The organism is Kitasatospora sp. NPDC057940 (genome assembly GCF_042887425.1).
Lineage (GTDB): Bacteria > Actinomycetota > Actinomycetes > Streptomycetales > Streptomycetaceae > Kitasatospora.
In genome coordinates, this window is the sequence record NZ_JBHVPH010000013.1 from 54,595 (window position 1) to 75,602 (window position 21,008).

The window sequence follows — 21,008 nt, forward strand, 5'->3', positions numbered from 1 at the left end:
CGGGTCTGGCGGGTCATCAGGTCGTGGCAGTGGTCAGGTCGTGGCGGTGTCCTTGGCGGCGGGTGCCGGGCGGGCGGTGGCGGGTGCCGTCCCGGTGGGCGGGGCGGGGATGGTGGCGGCGACCGCGGCGGCGGCCAGGGCCACGCCGCAGCCGATCAGCAGGCCGACCCTGAAGCCGCTCTCCGAGGGCAGGGTGTGGCCGCCGAGGTTGGTGGTCAGCTGGGCGAGGACCACGCCGACCACGGCGGCGGAGACGGAGGTGCCGAGCGAGCGCATCAGGGTGTTGAAGCTGTTCGCGGACGCCGTCTCGGACAGCGGCACGGCGCTCATGATCAGTGCGGGCATCGCGCCGTAGGCCAGGCCGACGCCGCTGTTGCACACCAGTGTGACGACCAGGACGCCCCAGGTGGAGCCGATGAGCACCATCGAGAGTCCGTATCCGGCGGCGATCGCGAGGGAGCCGGCGACCAGGGTGAACTTGGGGCCGCGCGCGGCCGACAGGCGTGCGCCCAGGGGTGAGACGGCCATCATCATCAGGCCGGAGGGCGCCATCCACAGGCCCATCGCCAGCATCGAGCGGCCCAGGCCGTAGCCGGTGGCCTCGGGGAGCTGGAGCAGCTGCGGGATGATCAGCGCCTGCGCGTACATGCCGAAGCCGACCAGGACGGATGCGGCGTTGGTCAGCAGGACCCGGGGGCGGGCCGTGACCCGCAGGTCCACCAGCGGTTCGGGGCAGCGCAGTTCCCACCGGCCCCAGGCGAGGAGCAGGACGACGGCGGCGGCGAACAGGCCGAGGGTGAGGGGGTCGGTCCAGCCCCAGTCGGCGCCCTTGGAGACGGGCAGCAGGAGGCAGACCAGTCCGGCGCCCAGGCCGGCCGCGCCGACGGGGTCGAAGCGGCCGCCGGCTGGGCGCCGCGCGGGGGCGGGGACGAGGAAGCGGATCATCGCGGCGACGACGAGGGTGAGGGCGGCGGCGCCCCAGAACAGGGCCCGCCAGCTGGCGTACTGGGCGACGGCGGCGGCGATCGGCAGGCCGAGGCCACCGCCGATCCCCATCGAGGCGCTGACCAGGGCGATGGCGGAGCCGAGCCGTTCGGGCGGCAGGACTTCGCGCAGCAGGCTGATGCCGAGCGGGACGACGCCCATGCCCATGCCCTGGAGGCCGCGGCCGATGATCATCGGAACGGCCGCGGAGGCGAGGGCGCACAGGACCGATCCGATGAACAGCGGCACGCAGCAGGCCAGGAGCATGCGGCGTTTGCCCAGCAGGTCGCCCAGGCGTCCGCTGATCGGGACGAAGACGGCGCCGGCGAGCAGGGTCGCGGTGATCGCCCAGGAGGCGTTGGACGGCGTGGTGTGCAGCAGTCGGGGCAGTTCGCCGATCAGCGGGGTGACCAGGGTCTGCATGATCGCGGCCACGGTGCCGGTGAAGGCGAGGGTGGCGACGATGCCGGTGGTGGGGGTGGTACCGGCGACCGGGGCGGTGGGGGCGGTCGTGCCGCCGGGCTGGGGGCCGTCCATGGCGGGCTCCTCGGAAACGGAATGTGTATCGTGCATATTATGTGCATCGAGCACACTACATGGCCGGGTCCCGCCGTCACACCCCTTTGCCATACTGGACAAGGCCCGCGAAACCCGCAGGTCAGCGGTGCGGCGATGAGGGTGAAGGGCGAAGGACGACGGCATGGGAGAACGTACGGACCTGGTCGAGTTCGAGTACATGGTGCTCGGCCGCCACCACTACCTGAGCCAGTCCGCCGCCCGCCCGCGCGGCAGCACCCTGGAGCGCAGCGCGTACATCCTGCTCAGCCGCATCCGCATCCAGGGCCCGATGTCCATCGGCGAGCTGAGCGAGGCCTTCAACCTCGACGCCTCCACCCTCAACCGGCAGACCGCCGCCATGACCCGGGCCGGCCTGGTCGAGCGGATCGCCGACCCCGACGGCGGGATGGCCCGCAAGTTCCGCCTCACCGACGAGGGCGACCGCCGCCTCGACGAGGAGCGCGAGGCCCACGTGGAGGCCCTGGACCGGGTGATGGCCGGCTGGTCCGCCCAGGACGTCACCACCTTCGCCGCCTACCTGCGCCGCTTCAACACCGACATCGAGCACCTCGACGGGCGCCCCTGGCCGCGCCCCTGACCAGTCGGGTGTCGAACGACCCCCCAGAAAACTGGGATACCGGCGATTGATCGCGCGCTGACAAGCTGACCGCGGCGGACGGGACCGGGTGGCCCGGGGGGCCCTCCGGACCGGCCGCCGCCCCTCGTCGTCTCCCCTCCTTGGAGAGCACTGTGCGTTCGCTAGTCCGGCGTATCGTCCTCGGCATCGCGCTGGCCCTGACCGGCCTGGTGCTGGTCCCGGGCGGCTCGGCCTCGGCCGACACCCCCTCGACCGTCCTGTTCAACCAGAAGTCCGAGCGCTGTCCCAACGGCGCGCTGATGGACACGGGCCTGCACCCCTGCGCGCCGTCCAACAACCCGGGCCAGTGGGTGTTCAAGCCCGTCCCGGGCCTGCCGAGCGTCTACACCCTCAACAACACCAACGACCAGCGCTACTGCCTGACCACTGCCAACAGCCCGACGAGCGCCGGGTGTCGCAACAACGACACCTCCCAGTGGTGGCGGGTCACGCCGTTCACCGCGTCCGACAGCGTCTCGCGGTACGACATGATCGGGATCCGGCTCCAGAACATCGCCAACTCCCAGTGCCTGGACAACACCGAGCACCGGATCGGGGGCGGCTGGCGGCTCTACATGTTCGACTGCAACTACGGCGGGTACCAGGAGTGGGACATCTACCGCAGCACCTACGAGGCCCTGTTCGGCGGGGTCGCCACCCACAAGGGCATGACCTGGGCCGCCCTTGAGCAGCGCGCCGACAACGTCGTGCACGTCGGCAACGACAACAGCAGCAACGCGTACAGCGGCGACACCCCCGCCACCGCGCAGCTGCCCGTGCTGTGCCTCAAGCAGGACGGCCGCCCCGCCCCCGCCGGCGTGCCCACCAGCGGCTTCCACAGCTGGGCCGGCGGCGAGGTGAAGGCCACCATCCCCACCTCCGGCAGCCAGCTCACCAGCCGGGCGGCCGCCGACCAGCTCTGCGCCGGCTACTTCGGCGCCGGCTTCCGGATGGCCGAGTTCCACGACGCCAGCGGCTGGGGCCTGTGGGCCAACGGCACCCTGCCCGTCGGCGGCCGCTTCTGGACCGCCATCACCGACCAGCCGGCCAACCCCTGGAGCTGACCGCACCCGGACGAGGGAGGGCGGGCGCCGACCCCGGCGCCCGCCCCTTCTCATTTGCCGAAGGGCGCACCGGCCCCGAGTCGGCCACCTGGTTCCCGGCGGCGCGGTCCTCAGGTCGCGCGCTGGCCGTGGAGGAGGACGGGCAGGGCACGGCCCGCCAACGCCTCGGTGACGCGGGCGGCTTGGGAGGGGGCCATGACGTCCGGGAGCTGGCGGGCGGGGACGAAGCGGGCGCCGAACAGGCCGCTGCGGTGCTGCGGAGGAACGGTGAGGTGGGCGGCGGCGTGCTCGGTGACGGTGCCGCCGTCGAAGACCAGGTTGAGGCGTTCCAGGTGGCGGTCGGCGGGGGTGAAGTCGACCGCGAGGACGTCGGCGAGACGGAGGTTGAGGCCGGTCTCGGCGTGGAGGTTGCGGGCGGCGGCGAGGTGCGGGGGCTCGTTGGGCTGGGCGGCGCCGCCGGGGAGGATCAGGCCGTCCATGTAGTCCGGGTCCACGAGGAGGACGTCGCCGCGCGGGTTGCGGACGAGGACGAGGCAGCCGAGCCGGCACACCGGCGGCTTGGCGAGGAGACGGGGGTCGCGCATCGGGCGGTTCACCTTCTGAGGGCGGCGAGGAGTACGAGGGAGAAGCCCGCCAACCAGAGGAGGCGGACGAGGAGTTCAGCCGTCATGCGTCAGGCGCTCGTAGCGCAGCCCCTTGCGGAGCAGGTCGACGACCCGCAGGAGTTCGGACGGGTGGGCGCAGCCGAGGCCGATGAGGTAGCAGCCGGTCCTGCGGCCGTGCTCCCAGTCGACTTCGATGGAGGGCAACTTCACCCCGGCCAGAGCGAGGACGGTGGTCAGGTCGTCGAGGACGTCGGCGGCCTGCCGCCGCTGCTCGGCGGTGGCGCGGTTGAGGGCGGATCCCATCACGCCCCCACCTGCCGCCGAACCTCGAACCCCCGCCAGGCGCTGAAGGCGGCGGAGAACGAGGAGAAGGAGGCCAGCCCACCCGAGGTGCCGCTGCGCAGCCACTCCCCCGTCGTCTCGTTCCGCACCCGGTAACACCGGCCCTCCGGGTCCCACCGCACCCCGTAGCCGTGGAGCTTGATACCAACAGTCACGTTCTAAATCCTTTCCGTACTGAATCGGTACGGAGAGGTTCTCGCTTGGGGTGCTCATCCAACAGGGACGAAGCGTCCTAGTTTTGATCACTAGTCAGCGATTCCGAGGGACCGCGCCAGCTTCCAGAGTCCCGGAGGATGGGCGGATCCGGCCAGAAGGTCAGACACGATCCCCACTGCAAGCGTGTGGTATCTCATCCACCCTGGCGCGGTCCGTTGCAGGCGTTCGAGTGCCGCAACAGCTCCTGCAGCGTCTCCCAGATCGGCGTGCGCCCTAGCCACGTCGAGAAAGAGCCATGCTCGCCAGGACGGTGGAATCTCGGAGTCGAATCGAACGTTCTTCGCCAGGGACAGAGCTTCACCGGATCGCGCATGCTGAACCGCAAGGCGGACGCGCTTGATCTGAACAGACGACTTACTGAAGATGCTAACCATCCTGCTGTCCGCAGGCGGCGCCATCAGCGCAAGTCTTCCCGATACCTTCTCGGAAGTCCGCAACATTTCCGATGCGCCGTCGTAATCTCCACCCAGGCTGGCGCTGATCGCCCCGGCCATAATCAACCCGCCCCACACACGGAGCCCCATCGCATCGGATACATGATCGCGCTCGACCGCGTCGGCGGCGTGGACGGCCAACGCGCGGGAGTCGTCCAACCGGTTCTGGCGCTGGTAGGCCCATGACATGGAGTTGCTCACCATAGCGGCAAGCAGAGGATCCTCCGCGATGTCGGCAGCAGCAGTCGCTCGCTCCAGACTGGAAACCCCAAGATCGGTCTTGCCTAGGCGAATTGCAAGGTGCCCGCTTAGCTGAAGCGCCTTTCCCAATGCCATGTGGCCATCAAGCCGATCACGGCCACGGCCTGCCGTGGCCACCAGCCTTGCATCGGCGATGATCCCAGGGAGAATCTCGATCAGACGGCCAAAGTCAGCAGCGTGGTACAGCGACCAACCATCAGCGATCTCAGACCTCAACAACGCAAGCGACAGCCACTCGGCTCCATCTGGTTCCGGAGGAGGCGCGAACGGAAACGGAGTGATCGCACGCCGCAAAGAGACCAGTTCCGGTGATTCCATCGCACCCGTCGAAGGAACCGCCGGAGGGTCACCCAGAAGCGCAGTCAGCTCAACACCAAGCCCCTTGGCCAGCGCGTGAAGTGTCGGAAGCCGCGCCGAATGCTTCCGCTGCTGCTCAAGCTTCCGAACCACATCCACCGACACGCCCGACTTCTCAGCCAGGCCCTCCTGCGTCAGACCGGCCAAGCGCCGCAGCCGCTTGACCCGATCCCCAAGATGATCGCTCGCCATGCTTCCGACACTACGCGCACGCACGCCCCGACCAGCGCGAGTTGCCAACCCCGCACCCCAACTCACAACCCCGCGCGCCGCCGTCCCTATCTGGGGAGCGGCGGCCGGAAGCCTAACCCGACGCCGGAGTGGAAAGTCATCCCCACCGACTTCCCACTCCACCGGCACAAGGCAACGCGATGGCAACCACCTGGCGCAAGAGTTCGCACAGTGGCCAGGGCGGCGAATGCATCGAGGTGGCCGAGGGTTTCGCCAACGTGACACCCGTCCGCGACTCCCAGGACCCCCACGGCCCGGACCTCCTCTTCCCCGCCGAGGACTCGAGCGAGAAATCGCAGGCGCCGCCAAGGGGCGTCTCATACCCTCGTCCTCACCAGTTCGCCGACTAGCCACTGAGGATTGTGTGAAGCACTCCGATCTCCACGCCAGGATTCCGTTGCTCGTGAAGACCATGGCCGCTGCCGACCACAGCCCGGATGCTCAGCTGATACAGACACGCCACCGCGCTTCACTCGTGGAGAGCTGGGACATCGAGCCCGGCTCCACCGTCCTCGAACTGGGTTGCGGGCAGGGCGATATGACCGCCGTCCTCGCGGAGGCTGTCGGACCCCAGGGACGTGTGGTGGCCGTCGATGTCGCCGATCCGACCTACGGGGCGCCGGTCACGCTCGGGGAATCGGCGGCCCGGCTCGCGGCGAGCCCGGTCGGGCCGCGCATCGACTTCCGTTTCAGCACGGATGTCCGCGACCTGTCGGTCGACTTCCCCTCCGACGCCTTCGACCACGTCGTACTCGCCCACTGCTCCTGGTACTTCGCCTCGCTCGGGCAGCTGCGCGACACGCTGGCCCGGGTGCGGCCCTGGGCGCGGCGGCTGTGGTTCGCCGAGTGGGACCTGACGCCCTCCTGCGGCGACCAGCTGGCGCACCTGCTCGCAGTACTGATCCAGGGCCAGATCGAGGCTGCGGGCTCACACGGCGAGGGCAACATCCGCACGGCCTTCTCCCGCGAGGCGCTGCTACGGCTCCTGCCCGAGGCGGGCTGGACGGCGGACGGCGACGGGCCGGTCGACACCGACGGACTCCAGGACGCGGACTGGGAGATCAGCGCCTGCCTCGACCTGATCACCGGAGGAGAACGGTTGGCCGCGCTGCCCGAACCGGTACGGCAACTCGTCCTCAGCCAGAGCGACGTCCTGCGGGCCGTCGCCGCACCGCACGGCAACCGCCCGCTCGCGGCCTACTGGGTCACCGCACGCTGAAGTGCCACCCCGGCCAAACCTTCCCGATGGCCCCCTCAACTTCCCACCAGCCGCTTGGCAGGCATTCATCACCGCCGTCCGCACCGGCGAATTCGGCGCCAACCGATACCGCTCGATGGCGCCGCCGACCCGGGCCGGGCGGCGGCGCCTGACACTCTCGCTCCGGATGACGAGCCGGCGCCGAACCACATCTGCCCGGACGGTGGGCGGGCCTGGCGAGGCACGGCCTGCGGTGGCTCGACGCCCCCGACGGCCCCGAACTCGGCGGTGGGAACGGGTGCCGGGGCCTGCGCACCAGGCGAGGGGGGCTCTCACAGTACCTGTATCACCAGGGTCTCCCGGACGTCCAAAACGCCTGTCACCATGGACACACGCCGCAGCTTTAACCCCATCGGTTCGATTCAGCTGCCCCGAATGCGCGACCGTGTCGGCGAATTCTTCCACGACAGAACAGGCGGAGACCAATGGCGGACGATCAATTCACCACTCACGCGGAACTTTTCGATCTGAGTGGGAAGTACGCCCTTGTCACCGGCGGCACCAGGGGAATCGGGCTGATGATGGCGCGCGGCCTTCTCCAGGCGGGCGCCCGCGTCGTCATCAGCTCGCGCAAGGCAGACGCGTGCGCGGAGGCACAGCATCTGCTGTCCGAATTCGGCGACGTTCGAGCGATCCCCGCCGACCTGTCCAGGCACGACGAGTGTCAGCGCCTCGCCGGTCTTGTCCAGGCCGGCTCGGAACGCCTGGACATCCTTGTCAACAACGCGGGGGCGATGTGGCGCGAGCCGCTGGCGACGTTCCCGGACGAGGCCTGGGACACGGTGATCGACCTCAACCTCAAGTCGCCGTTCTGGCTGGTGCAGGCGCTGCTCCCCGCACTTCGCAGGGCGGGCACCGCCGATGATCCCGCGCGGATCATCAACATCGGCAGTATCGCCGCCATCCACGTCGCCCAGTCGCCCAACTACTCGTACGCCAGCAGCAAAGCGGCACTCCATCAACTCACCAGGGTGCTCGCCAGGGAGCTGGGCCCGCAGCACGTCACGGTGAACGCGGTGGCACCGGGAATGTTCCCGTCGCGGATGACGGCGTCCACGCTCGATGCCGTCGGCGACACGATCGCGGCGGCGACCCCGCTGCGCCGGATCGGCCGCGACGACGACATGGCGGGTATCGCCGTGTTCCTCGCCAGCCGGGCCGGGTCCTACCTCACGGGCACCGTCATCCCGGTGGACGGCGGCATCGCGACGACCGCATCGGGCACCCCTTAGACTGCGGGACCGGCTCACGGTGAGGGGATTGGCCACGATGGATCTGCGCACCGAGATCCGGGAGTTCCTCAGCTCGCGTCGCGCCCGCATCGCACCCGCGCAGGCGGGCCTGCCCGCTTACGGCGGCAACCGTCGGGTCAAGGGTCTGCGCCGCGAGGAGGTGGCGCTACTGGCGGGGGTGTCGGTCGACTACTACGTGCGCATGGAGCGCGGCCGCCTCGCCGGTGTCTCCGACGGCGTGCTCGACGCGCTGGCCTCGGCCCTGCAACTCGACGAGGCCGAGCGCGACCACCTGTTCCACCTCGCGCGCCGGTCCACGGCGCCCGGCGGACCGCGCCGGCGCAGGCCTGCCGTGACGGTGCGCTCGACGCTGCAGCAGGTGCTCGACGCGATCTCCGGTGCGCCGGCCTGGATCGGTAACGGCCGTTACGACGTGCTCGCCACGAACCGACTCGCTCGCGCGCTGTATTCACCGGTGCCGGCCGACGCGCGACGGCCCGCGAACACCGCGCGGTTCGTCTATCTGAACCCCGAGGCGGCCAGGGATTTCTTTGTCGACTACGACCAGATCGCCGGTGCCGTGGCCGCGAAGCTGCGCATGGAAGCCGGCCGCGATCCGCACGACGAGGAGCTGATCGCCCTGGTCGGCGAACTGTCGACGTCCAGTGAGCTGTTCCGGCAGCGGTGGGCATCCCAGGACGTGCGGCTGCACCGGTCCGGCCGCAAGCGCGTGCGCCACCCGATCGTGGGCCGGCTCGACCTGGACGTCGAGTCCCTGGAACTGCCCGCCGAACCCGGACTGCACCTCAACGTCTACACCGCACCCGCGGGCACACCGGCCGCCGACAATCTGGCGCTCCTGGCGTCGTGGGCGGCCACCCAGCAGGCGCCGGCGACCGGGCTCGAAGCACACAACGGATAGTCCGGCCCTTCCAGCCGTACTGGTCCGGTGGATCCGGGCTCGGTGGCGGGAACGGGCGCCGGGGTCAGTCCCACCAGAACGACCACTGGTAAGAGTCGACGAGGCCTTCGGCGTAGGCGGTCAGGGTGCCGGCGCCCTGGAAGACGAGGTCGGGGCAGAACGCGGTGTGCTCGGCGGCCAGCGGAAGGGCCTCGGCGAGCGTGGCGGGCGGGACGGCGACGCTCAACTCCAGCGTGTCGAAACCGACTTGGACGACCTGGGCACCGAAGCGGCGTTCCCAGTCGGCGAGCACGGCGGCGATCTTGGCGGTGTCGTCCTCGTGGTTGAGCGGGCCGCTCCACCCGCAGGCGGCCAGCGCCTCGGCGCCGCTGCCCGCCCGGACCAGGCCCAGGCGCGCGTCCCGTACGGACAGCAGCACGTCGGCCAGGCCGCGGGCCTCGACGCCGGGGGCGCCGTCGGGGACGGCCGCGGCGGGGGCGGTGCCGGGCCAGGCGGGGCCGAAGGGGGCCAGGGCGGCGCGGAGTTCGGCGGCGTCCTCGGCATCGAGCGGGCCCTCGGACCCGTCCTCGCCGGGCGCGTCCTCGGCGGGCCCGTCCTCGTCGGTGCTGTCCTCGCCGGTGCCGCCGAGCTGCTGCCACCAGCGGCGCAGCAGGGCGTCGGGGTCGCAGAGGGTGGGGTCGGAGGCGGAGGCCGGGAAGAGTTCGCCGGACAGCCAGGGGCGGTAGTCGGCGCCGTCGCCGAGGGGGACGAGCAGCAGCGGCCACAGGCCGGACTGCGGGTGGGCGCGGTGGAGTTGCTGCCACAGGCCGGCGGGGGCGGGGGCGTCGCTGATCCACAGCAGCGGCTCCGGCCCGTCCTCGCCGCCGACCAGGCGGCCGGGCGGGAGGGTGGCGGGCAGGAGACGGGACAGGTCCGAGGTCATGCGGACACCGTAGGGGCGACCACTGACACGGGATTTCAGGCCCAGGGCAGGGCGGCGCGGGTGCGCCAGTACGCCGGGGCGGGTTCGGCCAGGGTGGCGAGGGCGGCCAGGTCGTCGGGGGTGGGGTGCAGGGTGGCGGCGGTGAGGTTGGAGGCGAGCTGGTCGAGGGTGGCCGCGCCGGACAGGACGAGGTCGGCCCAGGGCTGGGCGGCGGCCGCGGCCAGGGCGAGGGCGTCGAGGGGCGCGCCGGTGCGGGCGGCGAGGGCGCGCAGTGCGGCGGTGTCGTCCCCGGTGGCGTTGCGCCCGGCGAGGCGGCCGTTGGCCATGGCCTCCTTGACGACGACCAGCCAGCCGGCGGCGTGGGCTTCGGCCAGGGCGGGGGCGGCGGAGGGTTCGAGCAGGTTCCAGGTGGCCTGGACGGCGGTGAACAGCGGGCGGCCGTCCACGGTGACGGCCAGGGCGGCGCGGATGGTGTCCGCCTGGGCCGGGCCGCTGGTGGACAGGCCGACCCGTACGCCCTGCCCGGCCAGGTCCGCCAGGCGTGCGTGCAGGGCGGTGTCGGTCAGGGCGGGGCTGTCGGGGGTGACGGAGTGGACCAGGTAGACGTCCAGGTGCGGGCCCAGCAGGGCGCGGGTCTCGTGGATCTGGCGGTCGAACACCGCCGTGGAGTGTTCCTTGACCTCGTGCGCGGCCACGCCGGTGGTCTGCCAGCCGGCCGTGTAGGTGTAGCCCCACTTGCTGCCGACCGTCACCTCGGCGGCGGCCTCGGGGCGTTCGGCGAGCCACTGGGCGACGAACTCCTCGGCGCGGCCGTAGGAGCGGGCGGTGTCGAGGTAGCGGACGCCGGCGGCGTAGGCGGCGTCGAGCAGGGCGTGGGTGCGGTCGCGCAGGGCCTCGACGGTGCGTTCGGCGGGCAGGTCGCCGTCACGCCCGAGGGTGATGTAGCCGGGCCGGCCGACGGCTGCGGTGCCCAGGCCGTACCGCGCGATCGGCGGGCGGTCGGTGGCGGCTCCGGTGGCGGGATCGGTCGGCATGGCGGGGTCTCCTCGGGCGCGACGGTGCTCACCTGGGACTTTACCGTCGGGTCGGCCGGATCGGCCGGTCAGTCAGTCAGTCCGAGGCAGGCCAAGGCGGGTCAGCCGGGTCAGCCGGCGGCGAGGGTGGCCCGGATCCAGTCGGCGTAGGCGCGCACGTCGGTGTACAGGCCCGGGCCTTCGGAGCAGGGCACGCCCGGGGCGCCGGGGCCGGAGGTGGTGCCGATGAGCTCCCAGCGGCCGCCGCGGCCGCGCTGGATCTGCGGGCCGCCGGAGTCGCCGAAACAGGCCATGGCCTGCGGGGTGGGGCTGGTCGTGCACAGGCGGGTGGGGCCGGCGTAGCCGGGGGCGCAGTCGGTCGCGGCGGCGCGGCGGGTGTCGAGCTCCTGAAGGCGGTCGGGGAAGACCATGTCCTCGAACTTGGGGGTGTCGACGACGGTGCCGACGCCGAGCAGCCGGGTCGGGGTGCCGGGCGGGCCGGGGCGCTGGGCGACGGCGATGGGCCGCTGGGCGACGGGGCGGTCCAGGCGCACCAGGGCGAGGTCGTCGTAGTTGGGGCGGGTCTGGCCGTCGCCGAAGCTGAAGCCGGGGTGGACCACGGTGCGGGTGATGGCCCGGACGGTGCCGCCGCTCTTGCGGTGCGCGCTGCCGATGCGCACGGTGCCGTCGAGCTTCAGCTCGCTGCCCGGGTAGCCCTGGACGCAGTGGGCGGCGGTCAGGACCCACTGGGGGTCGATCAGGGTGGCGCCGCAGGTGCCGTCGGATATCTGCTTGGCGCTCATCGGGATCGTGGCCATGAACGAGTAGCGCTCGGTGGAGTCGTGGCCGTTGACGATCGCCTGGGCGCTTCCGGTCATGGCGGTGGCGCCCAGGGCGGCGGCGAGGGCGGCGACGGCGGTGGCGCGGGCGGCGCGGCGGCGGACGGTCTTGCGCTGGAGCACGGGTGACGGCCTTTCGGATCGGTTGGTTCGGATGCGTCCAGCCAACCCTGCGGCGCCGGTCCGGGACATCCGGGCAGCGGGCCGCCGTGCCCGGGGGCTAGCCCCCGGGCACGGCGGCTGGCTACCAGGGGGTCGCGGCGGGCCGGGCGTTGGTGCCCGGCGCCTGCGCAGGGGTGGCCGCGGGCCGGGTGGCGGGGGCGGGCCGGGAGGCGGGGGCTCCGAAGTCGCCGACGTCGCCGGAGGAGGTGCGGATGGCCCGGGGCGCGGAGGGCGGCAGGGAGTCGGCGGGGCGCGCGGCCCGGACGGGGGCGAGGACGGGGGCCGGGGCGAGGCTCTGGTCGAGGCGGACGACGAAGTTGACGTAGTCCAGGGGCTTGTCGGGCCAGTGGCAGTCGTTGCTGGTCAGCAGGCGGCTGCGGACGCCGTCGCGTTCGGTGACGGGCCCGGGGGTGACGCGCAGGTTCGGCTGCCAGCTGCGGCCCCACAGGTGGTGTTCGAGGGTCAGCGTCCAGCTGTCCTCCTCGACTTCCAGGCTGGCGCCGACCCGGCCGGGCAGCGTCCGGGTGCCGTAGGGGCCGCGCACCACCGCGCGCTGGTCGAAGCTGGCGTTCTTGCCGACCACGGTGATCCGCCACGCGCCGTGGAACCTGAGCATCGCCGCACTCCTGACGTCCTGGCGCGCCGTCCGGGCGGGCGCGCTTCCGTCGGGGTCAACGGCTGCGGGGCGGTGGGCGGCTCAGCGGTGGGTGACTCGAAGGGCCGGGGCGGACCGCGAGGGCCCGGCCGGGTCCCGGTTCAGGCCGCGTCGGGGCAGGCGGCGGGGCGGGCGGAGAGGGAGGCGCCGGGGGCGGTGTGGGCGAGCGTCGGGTAGCCGTGCGCGGTGAGGACGAGGTCGGCGTAGCGGCGGTCGTCGAGGGGGACGCCGTGGCGCCGGAGCAGGTCGAACAGTTCGGCGAGGCGGCGGGGTTCGGTGCCGCGCGGCAGCCCGTCGCGGGTGGTGCCCAGGATGCCGAGGACCGGCCCGTACAGGTGTGCGTCGCGGGCGGCGCGGGCGGTCCGGCGGGGTGCCGGGGTCAGGCGCAGCAGCAGGACGAGCCGGTGGGCGCCGGAGTCGGCGTCCTGCCCGGCGTCCATCGTGAGCCCCTGGATGTCGCGCCACCGGTAGCGGCGCGGGACGAACGCCCGCACGAGGGTGAGGCCGTGGTCGTCGGCGCGCAGCCAGAAGCCGTACGGGACGGGCAGGGCCACGCCCAGGACGGCCGCGCTCGACAGCAGCAGCGCGGGGACGGCGCCCATCCGGCCGGCGTCCCCGCTGTCGGCGAGCACGATGCCCATCGCCAGGGCGAGCACGCAGCCGATGGGGGCGCCGGCGGCTCGCCACAGGAAGCCGAGCCGCACCGTCTGGTGTCGCGGCGCCGTGTTCACGGGCGCCCCCTTCCCACGTCGTGCCGTCGGTGGGGCCGGTCGGTTCGGCCGGTCCCGTGTCGGGCGTCGTTGCCTGGCGGTCCCAGGGGAGTCGGTCACACTACCGGCCTGCCGAGATCGTTCGGCCGATCCGGGGGAAACGTCAAATGTCTTTAACACGAATGGATTTGATGGTCAGTCAGGTCGACTGGCCTGCCTGCGGTCCAGGATGTCAGCCGCCGGTGGAGGGGTCAACTGACGTTGATTGGCGGTATCTTGTGATCCACGCCAGCTGATGCCGTTGGGTTATCGTGACCTGGCCGGCCCTGCCCGCCCGCCAGGAGGAGACGTGCGGGGCCCCGGTGAGGAGGGCGGGCCATGGCGGGATCGAACCGGGAGGACGGACCGGTGGAACTGTCCGGGCTCGCGGCCAGGATCGAGGCGCTGTTCCACACCGTCCGCAGACCCGACCGCGAGCAGTACACCAACGAAGAGGTGGCCCGGGCCTGCCGCGAGGCGACCGGGGAGTCGTTCTCCACCACCTACCTGTGGCAGCTGCGCACCGGGCGCCGGGACAACCCGACCAAGCGCCACCTGGAGGCGCTCGCCCAGTTCTTCCAGGTCCCGCCCGCGTACTTCTTCGACGAGCGGCAGGGCGCGGAGATCGCCAAGGAGCTCGCGCTGCTCGGCGCGCTGCGCGACGCGGGCGTGCGCAGCCTGGCGCTGCGCGCGGTCGGCCTCTCCTCCGAGGGCCTGGACACGGTCAGCGAGCTGATCGACGTCATCGCCCGCCGGGACGCGGCCCGCCGGAACCCGGCGCCCTGACGCCGGCGGCGCGGGTGCGGGGCCGCGGGTCGCGAGCCGTCGGCGGGGCGGACGGGGTCCGGGGCTGACGGGGCGCGGGGCGGACGGGGCACGGGGGCTACGAAGACGGGGGCCAGGCACGGAGGCGGAGCCACGGCGGTCGGGAGATCGGGGGGAACGGGGCCGCTGATCGAGAAGGGGAACACAGCGTGCGGGACGACAGGTGCTACCGATCGGCGCTGCGCCGCTGCCGGCGGATGGCCGAACAGCTGGAACTGCCGAGCCCGTTCGACACCACCGTGCTACTGGAGCAGATCGCCCGCCGGCGGGGGCGGCCGATCGACCTGCTGCCGGTGGCCGCCCGGCCCAACGCGCCCTGCGGGCTGCTGGTGTCCACCCGGGAGGCGGACTACATCCTGTACACCGCCGACACCAGCGCGCTGCACCGCCGGCACATCCTGGTCCACGAGATCGCCCACCTGCTCCTGGACCACGCCGGCTCCGCGCCGCTCGGCCCGGCCGCGGACCTCCTGCCGCACCTGTCCCCCGACCTGGTCCGGCGGGTGCTCGGGCGCACCGGCTACGACGAGCCCCAGGAGCGCGAGGCCGAGCTGCTGGCCTCCCTCATCCTCAGCCGGGCCGCCAAGGCCGACGCCGCGCACCCGCCCGGCCCCGCCCCGCACCCGGACTCGCTCGACGTCCTGGACGTCCTGCTCGCCGGCGAGCCCGGGTCCGGGTCCGGGTCCGGACCCGTCGGCGACCGGGCGGCCGGCAGCCGGGCGGCGGGGCGTCCGTGAGCGGCCTCGTCCTCTACGGCGTCGCGCTGTTCTTCGGCCTGAGCGCCTGGCACTTCGCCCGCGGCCGCCGGACCAACCCGCGCGCCATCGCCCGCTACAGCTGCTACGCCACCGCGCTGCTCGCCGCCGCGCTGCTGCTGCTCGCCCCGCCCACCGTCCAGGCCGCCGACCAGCTGCACCGGCTCGGGATCGCGCCCGCCCTGCCCGTCCTGCTCGGCGACGTGCTGCGCATCGGCGCGGCCTGCGCGATCCGGCTGCTGGCCGGCGTCCTGCGCGATCCCGAGCTTCCCCGCCGTGCGGTGCGCCGCCAGCTGGCCCTGCTGGCCGGCGTCCTGGGGGTGCGGGCAGTCCTGTTCGTCGCCGCCGCGCCGGGCCTGGACGCCTCCGACCTCACCGCCGCGCCCTCCACCGGCGCCCGTCTGGCGCTGGCCGGGTACACCGCCGCCGGCGTGCTCTACCTCGCCCACTGCCTCACCGCCCTGCTGCGCCAGCTCGCCCGGCTCGCCCGCGCCGCCGCGCCCGGGCGCCAGCGCAGCGGGCTGCGGCTGCTCACCCTGAGCCTGGTCGCGGGCCTGCTGTGGAACGCCTGGGGCGTCGACGACGTCGTCCAGGCGGCGGCCACCGGCACCCAGGCCGGCGCCGAGGACGCCCTGTGCGGCGTCCTGGGCCTGCTGTGCGTGGCGCTGCTCGCGGCGGGCCTGGGCACCACGGTGTGGCCGGCCGCGCACGCCGCCGTCCGCGGCTGGCTGCGCGCCCACCGCCGCTACCGGGCGCTGGCCCCGCTCTGGCGGGACCTGCACACCGTGCTGCCGGAGATCGCGCTCGCCCCGGCCAGCCGCCTGCCGCTGCTGCCGCCGCGCGACCCGCAGTTCGCCCTGTACCGGCGGATCATCGAGATCCACGACGCCCGGCTGATCCTGCGCCAGCACCTCGACCCGCGGACCCCGCGGTGGCTCGCCGCCGCCTCCTCGCGCTTCCCCCCGTCCGCCGCCCGGGCCGGCGCCACCGCCGAGGCCGCCGCGCTGGCGGCCGCGCTGGAACGCGCGGCCGCCGGGGCCCGGCCCAACCCCGACGCCCCGCGCACCGCCCCGGCGGCCGAACCGCCGCACGCCCTGGGGCAGGACCTGGAGTCCGAGGCCGACCAGCTGGCCCACCTCACCCGCGTCTACGCCACCTGCCCGGCCGTCGCCGAGGTCCGCGCCCGTGCCCGCGCCGCCGCCCCCTCCCCCGCCGCTCCCGACCCCGGCCCGGTCGCGAGCCCCGTGCGATGAGCCGCCGGATCGGCCGGGGGCGGCCCGGCCGGTCCGGGCGGCGGCGGGGCAAGGCGGCGCGCGGCGGCTACCGGCGGACGGCCGCCAGCGAGCGCAGTTGCACGTGGACGGCGCCCGGTTCGGTGCCGGTCAGGGCGGCGACCTCGGCGGCGGGCAGGGCGAGGACCAGGTGCAGCAGCAGGACGTCCTGCTGGGGGGCGGTGAGGTGGGCGACCGGGCCGAGCGGGCGCGGGCCGGCCAGGGCGCAGACGCGTCGGCGCACCGCCTGCCAGGCGCAGGCGGCCGGGCTGGCGGTGGCCAGGGCGTCGAGCCAGTGGCCGCTGAGGTCGTCGAAGGCGCCCTGGACGGCCAGCGGGGCGTCGGCCGCGGGGAGCAGCAGGGCGGCGTAGTCGAGGTAGTGGCGCAGGTGGAGGTCGTACAGCGCCCACAGGCCCAGCGCCGGTCCGGTGGTGGTGGTCGTGGTGGTGGTGGTCGTGGCGGTGGTCGGCTGTCGTGGTGGTGTCGGCATGGTTGATTCCCGAGGTGGCGCGGGTGGGTGCTGGTCCGCGGACGGGGCGCTGGTGGCGCGTCCCCGTCCGCGGACCGGGTCACACGAGTACCGGCGGGTTGTCGCCGGTGCCGTCGCGGCCCGTCCCGGCGGAGTGGCCGGGGTGGCCGGCGTCCTCGGCGCGGTCGGCGCGGTCGGCGCGGTCGGCGCGGTCGGCGGCCAGGCTGTTGCGCAGGGTCACCCACAGTTTGAACAGGATGTCCGTCGAGGTGCCGCTGCTGGAGGACTGCATGGCCCGGGTGAACTCCCGCTGGTACGTGCGGGAGTTCACCGGTGCCGGGGTGCGGGCGTTGTTCGTCCGCTCCCAGGCCGCCGCCCACAGTGCGCGGCGGGCCTCCTTGACCCCGCAGACCTCCATGTAGGTGAGGAACACCGCCTTGCGCAGCGGGGCCTCACCCCTGAGGACCAGCGCCAGGGTGCTGGAGGGCAGGCGCCCTCCCCCGGCCCGGGCCCGGCGGTCCAGCTCCTCCAGGGAGGGCCAGTCGGCCTTGCGCCGCATCTCGTGCATCGCCCGTCGCAGGTCGGCGAGGGAGTCGACCTGTTCGGGGTTGAACCGTCGCGGCGCCCGGCGCTGGGCCCCGGAGGGGCGCGGGACGTGGGCCCAGTAGTTGGCCTGGGTCCACTTGCGGCGGGCCTTCTTGAGGTCGCCGTCGCAGGCCCGGGTGAGGGCCTCGACGACCTCCCAGTTCGGCATGGTCCGGCCGCTGGTGGCCCGTTGCAGGGTGGTCGGGTGGTAGTTGGTCCGGTCGGCGAGCTGACGGTAGGTCAGCCCCGCCTCTTCACGCTGCTCGCGCAGCAACGCGGCGAGCCGGCCCAGGGCCGGCTCGGTCGCCGCGATCGGTTTCTCCTGGCGTCCCATCGCGGTCCGGCGTTCCTTCTAGGCCCGCCCCTGCTGGAGCCTGGCATTCAACAGCAGCCCGCCGGCGGCCAGTTCGAGCGCCGCTCCCGCCGACATGCCCGTCCTCACCAGGGCGGCGGCCACGACGACCACCACGACGACCACGGCCGTCTGCGCGGGGCCGGACGGCCAGGGCAGGCCCGGTCGCGGCGGCGCCGGGTGGCCGGCGGCGCAGTGGGCGGGGGTGCGCTTCTTCTTCCGCTTCCTCGTCATCGAGGACCTCCTATATCACCGTCTACTCCAACGGACGGGCACTTCGGTGGTTGGCGTCACGCGAGGAACCCGTTTCGCGCAACACTCTGTCAGGCGTACGGGTGATTCCCAATCGGTTCGGTGAACATCGCGAAGATTGATGCGCCAGAATCCCGGTCCCGGCCCGCAATCTCGTCACAACCCTGTGATATCAGTGCAGTTCAGGAACTCGAAACCGGAATTTGATGCATTTTTGTGCAACTCGCCCTTGTAGCCGTCCTGGCTGAATGTGACGATGTGCAGCAGCGTCATCCAGACCTGCGGGTCAGGAGCCCGGGGGCGCTGTCTACTCCAACATTTTCGGGAACACCGGCAGCGGGCCGTGTTGGCGCATGGGCCCGTCCGAACAGCAGAGACCGCCCGGCCCCAGCGGCCCGAGCGGTCTCTCTGCATTTCCCCGATTTCCCGGCCCGAGAGGACCCCGACCGGTGAACGGCTTCGAGTACCTGCTCGGCCTGCTGCTGGCCCAGCCCGCACGGGCCCGGGACGCGCTGCGCGCCCGCCTGCCCACCACCCGCCGGCTGCGCGCCCTGGCCTGCTCGCCGCGGGCCGAGGCGCTGCGGGCCGCCGAGCGCGAGCGGATCCGCCGGCTGGTCGAGGGCCTGGCCGCGGTGGAGGGCGTGACGCACCTGCTGACCCGTGTCGCCGACCACTGCGACCGCCCCTCCTCGCTCGGCCTGCTCACCACCACCGCCGAGGGCCGCGGTGTGCTGGTCTGCCGGATGAGCGCCGCCGCCTACTTCGCCACCGACGAGGACGTCACCGCCGTGCTGCCCAGGATCGAGGCGGCGGGCCTGGCCGACTGGGGCTTCCCGAACACCTGGGGCGACGAACCGCCGTACTCGCCGGGCACGGTCGCCTACGCGCTGCGCTACCACCGCGACGGCGGCCTCTTCCCCGACGGCCGGCGGATGCCCGGCCCGAGCCTGTCCACCGCCGACGCCACCCTGGTCTGGGACCTGCCCGGCATCCCCCGCCCGGACCCGCACTGGCCGCGCACGGGCAGCGACGTGTGCTTCCGGCACGAGCAGATCCCGCCGAACGGCGACCCGGGCGCGCTGCTGCGGGCCGCCCGCGCCGAGGGGCGGGGCCCGGTGCTGGTGCTCACCTTCGGCCGCGGCTGGACGGACACCTGCACGTACCACGCCGTGCCGCGCGGGCGCGGGCCGGCCTGAGCGGCCGGTGCGGCCGGTGCGGCCGGGGGCGGCGCCCCGGCCGCGCGCACGGTTCAGGCGCTCAGCACTGGGGCCGGCGGCCGTGGTTGGCCCCGCGCCGGGCCCGGGCCTTCTTCTTGCGGCGACGCTTCGACGACATGGCCACTCCTCTCGCAACCAGGACACCCCCGGCCTCCACCGTTCCACACCCGGCCCGCACCGGCCCGCCGGGAGCGGCCGTCACGGGCCCCGGGCGGGGGCGGGCGGGGGCGGGGGCTTCAGGCGGGGGCGGCGCTCCGGTCGAGGGCGGCGCGCCAGGCGGGGCTGTCGACGTAGTGGTTGTCGAAGCGCCCGGCGGAGGCGGCGATCGCGCCCGGGTCGGTCTCGCCGCGCATGACGCGGCCCAGCAGGCGCAGGTAGTCGAAGCGGTCCATGCCCGGGGTGAACACGAACAGGACGTCGGCCTCGGCGCCCGGGGCGGCGGCGAAGGCGTGCGGGGTGTGCGGCGGCACGGCGAGGAAGTCGCCCTCGCCCAGGATCGTGACCTCCTCGCCGACCAGCACCTGCAGCGAGCCGCCGATCACGAAGAACAGCTCCCACGCCCGGGTGTGGAAGTGCGCGGGGGCCCCGACGGCGCCCTTGGCGAAGGTGGAGCGGTAGCTGGTGAACCCGCCCTCGGTGTGCGCCGAGTCGGCGAGCAGGGTCATGGTGCTGCTCGGGTCGGCGCAGGTCTCGGCCTCGGCGTGGCGGGTCAGCACGGGGGCGGTGTTGCTCGTCGTCATGGGACCAGGCTAGAACCGGAAAGACCGGCCATCAGGTGGCAATCGAATGCCGCTTTCATGGGTCAATTCCCGGGCCGCGTCCGTCTGCCCCGTCAACGCGGACGGCGCGGTGGCACCCGTTCGGGGGGCGGATGTGCGGCGCGGGCCGCCGTGCCCGTAGCGTCGTCGCTGCACACGGCGTAGGGCGCGGGGAGGGTGTCGGCGATGGCGGGAGTGCCGGTCATGAGGGGTGGGCGGCGGCCCGGGCGGGCGGCCGCGGCCCTGGCGGTGGCGGCGGCGCTGCTGACGGCGTCCGCCTGCGGCGCCTCCCCCGTACCGGACGGCCCGGGGGACGGCGCGGGCGACGACGCGGTCGCCGCCGCCGACGGGCGGCCGCTCGCACTGGTCTACCGGGGCCCGGCGGCCTGCGAGGGCTGCCCGGAGGCGGCGCGGGAACTGCTGGAGCGCGACGGCTTCGCGGTGCGCTACGTCGGCCCCGAGGAGCGGCTGCGCTTCGGCGCGGGCGTGCTGGCCGGCGCCGCGCTGTACGTGCAGCCGGGCGGCACCAACGGGCAGGAGGTGAGCACCGCGTGGGGCCTGATGCAGCGCGACCCGGGCTTCTCGCCGGAGCTGGTGCGCGACTACGTCCGGGGCGGCGGGCACTACCTGGGCCTGTGCATGGGCGGCTACCTGGCCGGCGACCCGGGCTACGACCTCCTGCCGGGCGACTCCGGGCAGTACATCCGCTCCCGGGGCGCGACCGTCACCGACGAGCAGGACCGCCTCGTCGACGTCGCCTGGCGCGGCCGCCCGCAGCGGATGTACTTCCAGGACGGCCCGTACTTCGACGTCGACGGCCCGGGCGTGGACGTCCTGGCCCGCTACACCAACGACCGCGCCGCCGCCGTCACCGCCCCCTACGGCGCCGGCCGGGTGGCGGTCAGCGGCCCGCACCCGGAGGCCCCCGCGGACTGGTACCGCGACTACCACCTGCCCGACGAGTCGAAGACCGGCCTGGGCCTGGGCGACGACCTGCTGCACGACCTGATGACGGCCCCCACCTCCTGACGCTCCGTCACTTCGGCTGCGGGCGCGCGGCCGCGCCCGCGACCGGGTTCCGTC

General features: G+C 73.6%; 25 protein-coding genes. 11 read left to right on the forward strand and 14 right to left on the reverse strand.

Annotated features, from left to right (window positions below):
• Positions 1–33 precede the first annotated feature (33 nt).
• Entirely contained in the window at positions 34–1,521 is a 1,488-nt protein-coding gene (locus ACFVTF_RS20685) for an MFS transporter (protein ID WP_387815317.1), read from the reverse strand.
• A 163-nt stretch (positions 1,522–1,684) separates the two neighbouring features.
• Here ACFVTF_RS20685 and ACFVTF_RS20690 point away from each other — a divergent pair, with 163 nt between their 5' ends.
• On the forward strand, positions 1,685–2,140 hold the full coding sequence (locus tag ACFVTF_RS20690; RefSeq protein ID WP_363586814.1) for a MarR family transcriptional regulator: 456 nt from the start codon (positions 1,685–1,687) through the stop codon (positions 2,138–2,140).
• Positions 2,141–2,292: 152 nt separating this feature from the next.
• Positions 2,293–3,243 carry a hypothetical protein gene (locus ACFVTF_RS20695; RefSeq protein WP_387815320.1) on the forward strand — a complete coding sequence of 317 codons (951 nt, stop codon included), beginning with the start codon at positions 2,293–2,295 and terminating at the stop codon, positions 3,241–3,243.
• Positions 3,244–3,353: 110 nt separating this feature from the next.
• On the opposite strand, the gene ACFVTF_RS20700 is transcribed toward ACFVTF_RS20695, so the two are convergent.
• From ACFVTF_RS20700 to ACFVTF_RS20715, 4 genes are all read right to left on the reverse strand, one after another.
• On the reverse strand, positions 3,354–3,827 hold the full coding sequence (locus tag ACFVTF_RS20700; protein ID WP_387815322.1) for an NUDIX domain-containing protein: 474 nt from the start codon (positions 3,825–3,827) through the stop codon (positions 3,354–3,356).
• A gap of 75 nt (positions 3,828–3,902) precedes the next feature.
• Complete coding sequence (locus ACFVTF_RS20705) at positions 3,903–4,151, reverse strand: hypothetical protein (RefSeq protein ID WP_387815324.1); 249 nt, start codon at positions 4,149–4,151, stop codon at positions 3,903–3,905.
• Positions 4,151–4,345 carry a hypothetical protein gene (locus ACFVTF_RS20710; protein WP_387815326.1) on the reverse strand — a complete coding sequence of 65 codons (195 nt, stop codon included), beginning with the start codon at positions 4,343–4,345 and terminating at the stop codon, positions 4,151–4,153. Before ACFVTF_RS20710 ends, ACFVTF_RS20705 begins: the two co-directional genes overlap by 1 nt.
• A gap of 90 nt (positions 4,346–4,435) precedes the next feature.
• Positions 4,436–5,650: a helix-turn-helix domain-containing protein gene (locus ACFVTF_RS20715; protein ID WP_387815328.1), complete on the reverse strand. Its 1,215-nt coding sequence runs from the start codon at positions 5,648–5,650 to the stop codon at positions 4,436–4,438.
• 179 nt (positions 5,651–5,829) lie between these two features.
• Between ACFVTF_RS20715 and ACFVTF_RS20720 the strand changes: the two genes are divergently transcribed.
• The 4 genes from ACFVTF_RS20720 to ACFVTF_RS20735 all read left to right on the forward strand — a co-directional run bounded on the left by ACFVTF_RS20720 (position 5,830) and on the right by ACFVTF_RS20735 (position 9,101).
• Entirely contained in the window at positions 5,830–6,039 is a 210-nt protein-coding gene (locus ACFVTF_RS20720) for a DUF397 domain-containing protein (RefSeq protein ID WP_387815330.1), read from the forward strand.
• A 62-nt stretch (positions 6,040–6,101) separates the two neighbouring features.
• Complete coding sequence (locus ACFVTF_RS20725) at positions 6,102–6,908, forward strand: class I SAM-dependent methyltransferase (protein ID WP_387815602.1); 807 nt, start codon at positions 6,102–6,104, stop codon at positions 6,906–6,908.
• A 464-nt stretch (positions 6,909–7,372) separates the two neighbouring features.
• Complete coding sequence (locus ACFVTF_RS20730) at positions 7,373–8,179, forward strand: SDR family oxidoreductase (protein ID WP_387815332.1); 807 nt, start codon at positions 7,373–7,375, stop codon at positions 8,177–8,179.
• Between the two features lie 37 nt (positions 8,180–8,216).
• Positions 8,217–9,101, forward strand: coding sequence for a helix-turn-helix transcriptional regulator (locus ACFVTF_RS20735; protein ID WP_387815334.1), 885 nt, complete (start codon positions 8,217–8,219; stop codon positions 9,099–9,101).
• Positions 9,102–9,165: 64 nt separating this feature from the next.
• On the opposite strand, the gene ACFVTF_RS20740 is transcribed toward ACFVTF_RS20735, so the two are convergent.
• From ACFVTF_RS20740 to ACFVTF_RS20760, 5 genes are all read right to left on the reverse strand, one after another.
• Positions 9,166–10,023, reverse strand: a complete 858-nt coding sequence (locus ACFVTF_RS20740) for a DUF4253 domain-containing protein (RefSeq protein WP_387815336.1) — start codon at positions 10,021–10,023, stop codon at positions 9,166–9,168.
• Between the two features lie 35 nt (positions 10,024–10,058).
• Positions 10,059–11,057: an aldo/keto reductase gene (locus tag ACFVTF_RS20745; protein WP_387815338.1), complete on the reverse strand. Its 999-nt coding sequence runs from the start codon at positions 11,055–11,057 to the stop codon at positions 10,059–10,061.
• Positions 11,058–11,167: 110 nt separating this feature from the next.
• Positions 11,168–11,998, reverse strand: coding sequence for a trypsin-like serine protease (locus ACFVTF_RS20750; protein WP_371515244.1), 831 nt, complete (start codon positions 11,996–11,998; stop codon positions 11,168–11,170).
• Positions 11,999–12,119: 121 nt separating this feature from the next.
• Positions 12,120–12,653 (reverse strand): hypothetical protein, encoded by a 534-nt coding sequence (locus ACFVTF_RS20755; RefSeq protein WP_387815340.1) that lies wholly within the window; start codon positions 12,651–12,653, stop codon positions 12,120–12,122.
• A 140-nt stretch (positions 12,654–12,793) separates the two neighbouring features.
• The gene (locus tag ACFVTF_RS20760) at positions 12,794–13,423 is read right to left on the reverse strand and encodes a PH domain-containing protein (RefSeq protein WP_387815342.1); all 630 of its coding nucleotides are present in this window, start codon (positions 13,421–13,423) and stop codon (positions 12,794–12,796) included.
• A 357-nt stretch (positions 13,424–13,780) separates the two neighbouring features.
• Between ACFVTF_RS20760 and ACFVTF_RS20765 the strand changes: the two genes are divergently transcribed.
• The 3 genes from ACFVTF_RS20765 (at position 13,781) to ACFVTF_RS20775 (ending at position 16,274) form a co-directional block, all read left to right on the forward strand.
• Positions 13,781–14,227 carry an XRE family transcriptional regulator gene (locus ACFVTF_RS20765; protein WP_371515247.1) on the forward strand — a complete coding sequence of 149 codons (447 nt, stop codon included), beginning with the start codon at positions 13,781–13,783 and terminating at the stop codon, positions 14,225–14,227.
• A 188-nt stretch (positions 14,228–14,415) separates the two neighbouring features.
• On the forward strand, positions 14,416–15,003 hold the full coding sequence (locus ACFVTF_RS20770; RefSeq protein ID WP_387815345.1) for a ParH-like protein: 588 nt from the start codon (positions 14,416–14,418) through the stop codon (positions 15,001–15,003).
• Positions 15,000–16,274 carry an MAB_1171c family putative transporter gene (locus ACFVTF_RS20775; RefSeq protein WP_387815347.1) on the forward strand — a complete coding sequence of 425 codons (1,275 nt, stop codon included), beginning with the start codon at positions 15,000–15,002 and terminating at the stop codon, positions 16,272–16,274. Before ACFVTF_RS20770 ends, ACFVTF_RS20775 begins: the two co-directional genes overlap by 4 nt.
• A 67-nt stretch (positions 16,275–16,341) precedes the next feature.
• Here ACFVTF_RS20775 and ACFVTF_RS20780 read toward each other — a convergent pair whose 3' ends face one another.
• The 3 genes from ACFVTF_RS20780 to ACFVTF_RS20790 form a co-directional block, all read right to left on the reverse strand.
• On the reverse strand, positions 16,342–16,782 hold the full coding sequence (locus tag ACFVTF_RS20780) for a hypothetical protein (RefSeq protein WP_387815349.1): 441 nt from the start codon (positions 16,780–16,782) through the stop codon (positions 16,342–16,344).
• 79 nt (positions 16,783–16,861) lie between these two features.
• Positions 16,862–17,680, reverse strand: a complete 819-nt coding sequence (locus ACFVTF_RS20785; protein WP_387815351.1) for a helix-turn-helix domain-containing protein — start codon at positions 17,678–17,680, stop codon at positions 16,862–16,864.
• Positions 17,681–17,698: 18 nt separating this feature from the next.
• The gene (locus tag ACFVTF_RS20790; protein ID WP_371515252.1) at positions 17,699–17,932 is read right to left on the reverse strand and encodes a hypothetical protein; all 234 of its coding nucleotides are present in this window, start codon (positions 17,930–17,932) and stop codon (positions 17,699–17,701) included.
• A gap of 467 nt (positions 17,933–18,399) precedes the next feature.
• Here ACFVTF_RS20790 and ACFVTF_RS20795 point away from each other — a divergent pair, with 467 nt between their 5' ends.
• Positions 18,400–19,146 carry a hypothetical protein gene (locus ACFVTF_RS20795; protein WP_387815353.1) on the forward strand — a complete coding sequence of 249 codons (747 nt, stop codon included), beginning with the start codon at positions 18,400–18,402 and terminating at the stop codon, positions 19,144–19,146.
• A gap of 257 nt (positions 19,147–19,403) precedes the next feature.
• Here ACFVTF_RS20795 and ACFVTF_RS20800 read toward each other — a convergent pair whose 3' ends face one another.
• Positions 19,404–19,907, reverse strand: a complete 504-nt coding sequence (locus tag ACFVTF_RS20800) for a cupin domain-containing protein (protein ID WP_387815355.1) — start codon at positions 19,905–19,907, stop codon at positions 19,404–19,406.
• Between the two features lie 222 nt (positions 19,908–20,129).
• Here ACFVTF_RS20800 and ACFVTF_RS20805 point away from each other — a divergent pair, with 222 nt between their 5' ends.
• Positions 20,130–20,954, forward strand: coding sequence for a BPL-N domain-containing protein (locus tag ACFVTF_RS20805; protein WP_387815357.1), 825 nt, complete (start codon positions 20,130–20,132; stop codon positions 20,952–20,954).
• Positions 20,955–21,008: the final 54 nt, after the last annotated feature.

What these genes read in the sequence shown, in the direction of transcription:
- ACFVTF_RS20685 (WP_387815317.1), bottom strand. Translation starts at nt 1,521, where the DNA reads ATGGACGGCCCCCAGCCCGGCGGCACGACCGCCCCCACCGCCCCGGTC.
- ACFVTF_RS20690 (WP_363586814.1), top strand. Translation starts at nt 1,685, where the DNA reads ATGGGAGAACGTACGGACCTGGTCGAGTTCGAGTACATGGTGCTCGGC.
- ACFVTF_RS20700 (WP_387815322.1), bottom strand. Translation starts at nt 3,827, where the DNA reads ATGCGCGACCCCCGTCTCCTCGCCAAGCCGCCGGTGTGCCGGCTCGGC.
- ACFVTF_RS20705 (WP_387815324.1), bottom strand. Translation starts at nt 4,151, where the DNA reads ATGGGATCCGCCCTCAACCGCGCCACCGCCGAGCAGCGGCGGCAGGCC.
- ACFVTF_RS20715 (WP_387815328.1), bottom strand. Translation starts at nt 5,650, where the DNA reads ATGGCGAGCGATCATCTTGGGGATCGGGTCAAGCGGCTGCGGCGCTTG.
- ACFVTF_RS20720 (WP_387815330.1), top strand. Translation starts at nt 5,830, where the DNA reads ATGGCAACCACCTGGCGCAAGAGTTCGCACAGTGGCCAGGGCGGCGAA.
- ACFVTF_RS20725 (WP_387815602.1), top strand. Translation starts at nt 6,102, where the DNA reads ATGGCCGCTGCCGACCACAGCCCGGATGCTCAGCTGATACAGACACGC.
- ACFVTF_RS20730 (WP_387815332.1), top strand. Translation starts at nt 7,373, where the DNA reads ATGGCGGACGATCAATTCACCACTCACGCGGAACTTTTCGATCTGAGT.
- ACFVTF_RS20735 (WP_387815334.1), top strand. Translation starts at nt 8,217, where the DNA reads ATGGATCTGCGCACCGAGATCCGGGAGTTCCTCAGCTCGCGTCGCGCC.
- ACFVTF_RS20740 (WP_387815336.1), bottom strand. Translation starts at nt 10,023, where the DNA reads ATGACCTCGGACCTGTCCCGTCTCCTGCCCGCCACCCTCCCGCCCGGC.
- ACFVTF_RS20745 (WP_387815338.1), bottom strand. Translation starts at nt 11,057, where the DNA reads ATGCCGACCGATCCCGCCACCGGAGCCGCCACCGACCGCCCGCCGATC.
- ACFVTF_RS20755 (WP_387815340.1), bottom strand. Translation starts at nt 12,653, where the DNA reads ATGCTCAGGTTCCACGGCGCGTGGCGGATCACCGTGGTCGGCAAGAAC.
- ACFVTF_RS20765 (WP_371515247.1), top strand. Translation starts at nt 13,781, where the DNA reads ATGGCGGGATCGAACCGGGAGGACGGACCGGTGGAACTGTCCGGGCTC.
- ACFVTF_RS20780 (WP_387815349.1), bottom strand. Translation starts at nt 16,782, where the DNA reads ATGCCGACACCACCACGACAGCCGACCACCGCCACGACCACCACCACC.
- ACFVTF_RS20785 (WP_387815351.1), bottom strand. Translation starts at nt 17,680, where the DNA reads ATGGGACGCCAGGAGAAACCGATCGCGGCGACCGAGCCGGCCCTGGGC.
- ACFVTF_RS20790 (WP_371515252.1), bottom strand. Translation starts at nt 17,932, where the DNA reads ATGACGAGGAAGCGGAAGAAGAAGCGCACCCCCGCCCACTGCGCCGCC.
- ACFVTF_RS20800 (WP_387815355.1), bottom strand. Translation starts at nt 19,907, where the DNA reads ATGACGACGAGCAACACCGCCCCCGTGCTGACCCGCCACGCCGAGGCC.
- ACFVTF_RS20805 (WP_387815357.1), top strand. Translation starts at nt 20,130, where the DNA reads ATGAGGGGTGGGCGGCGGCCCGGGCGGGCGGCCGCGGCCCTGGCGGTG.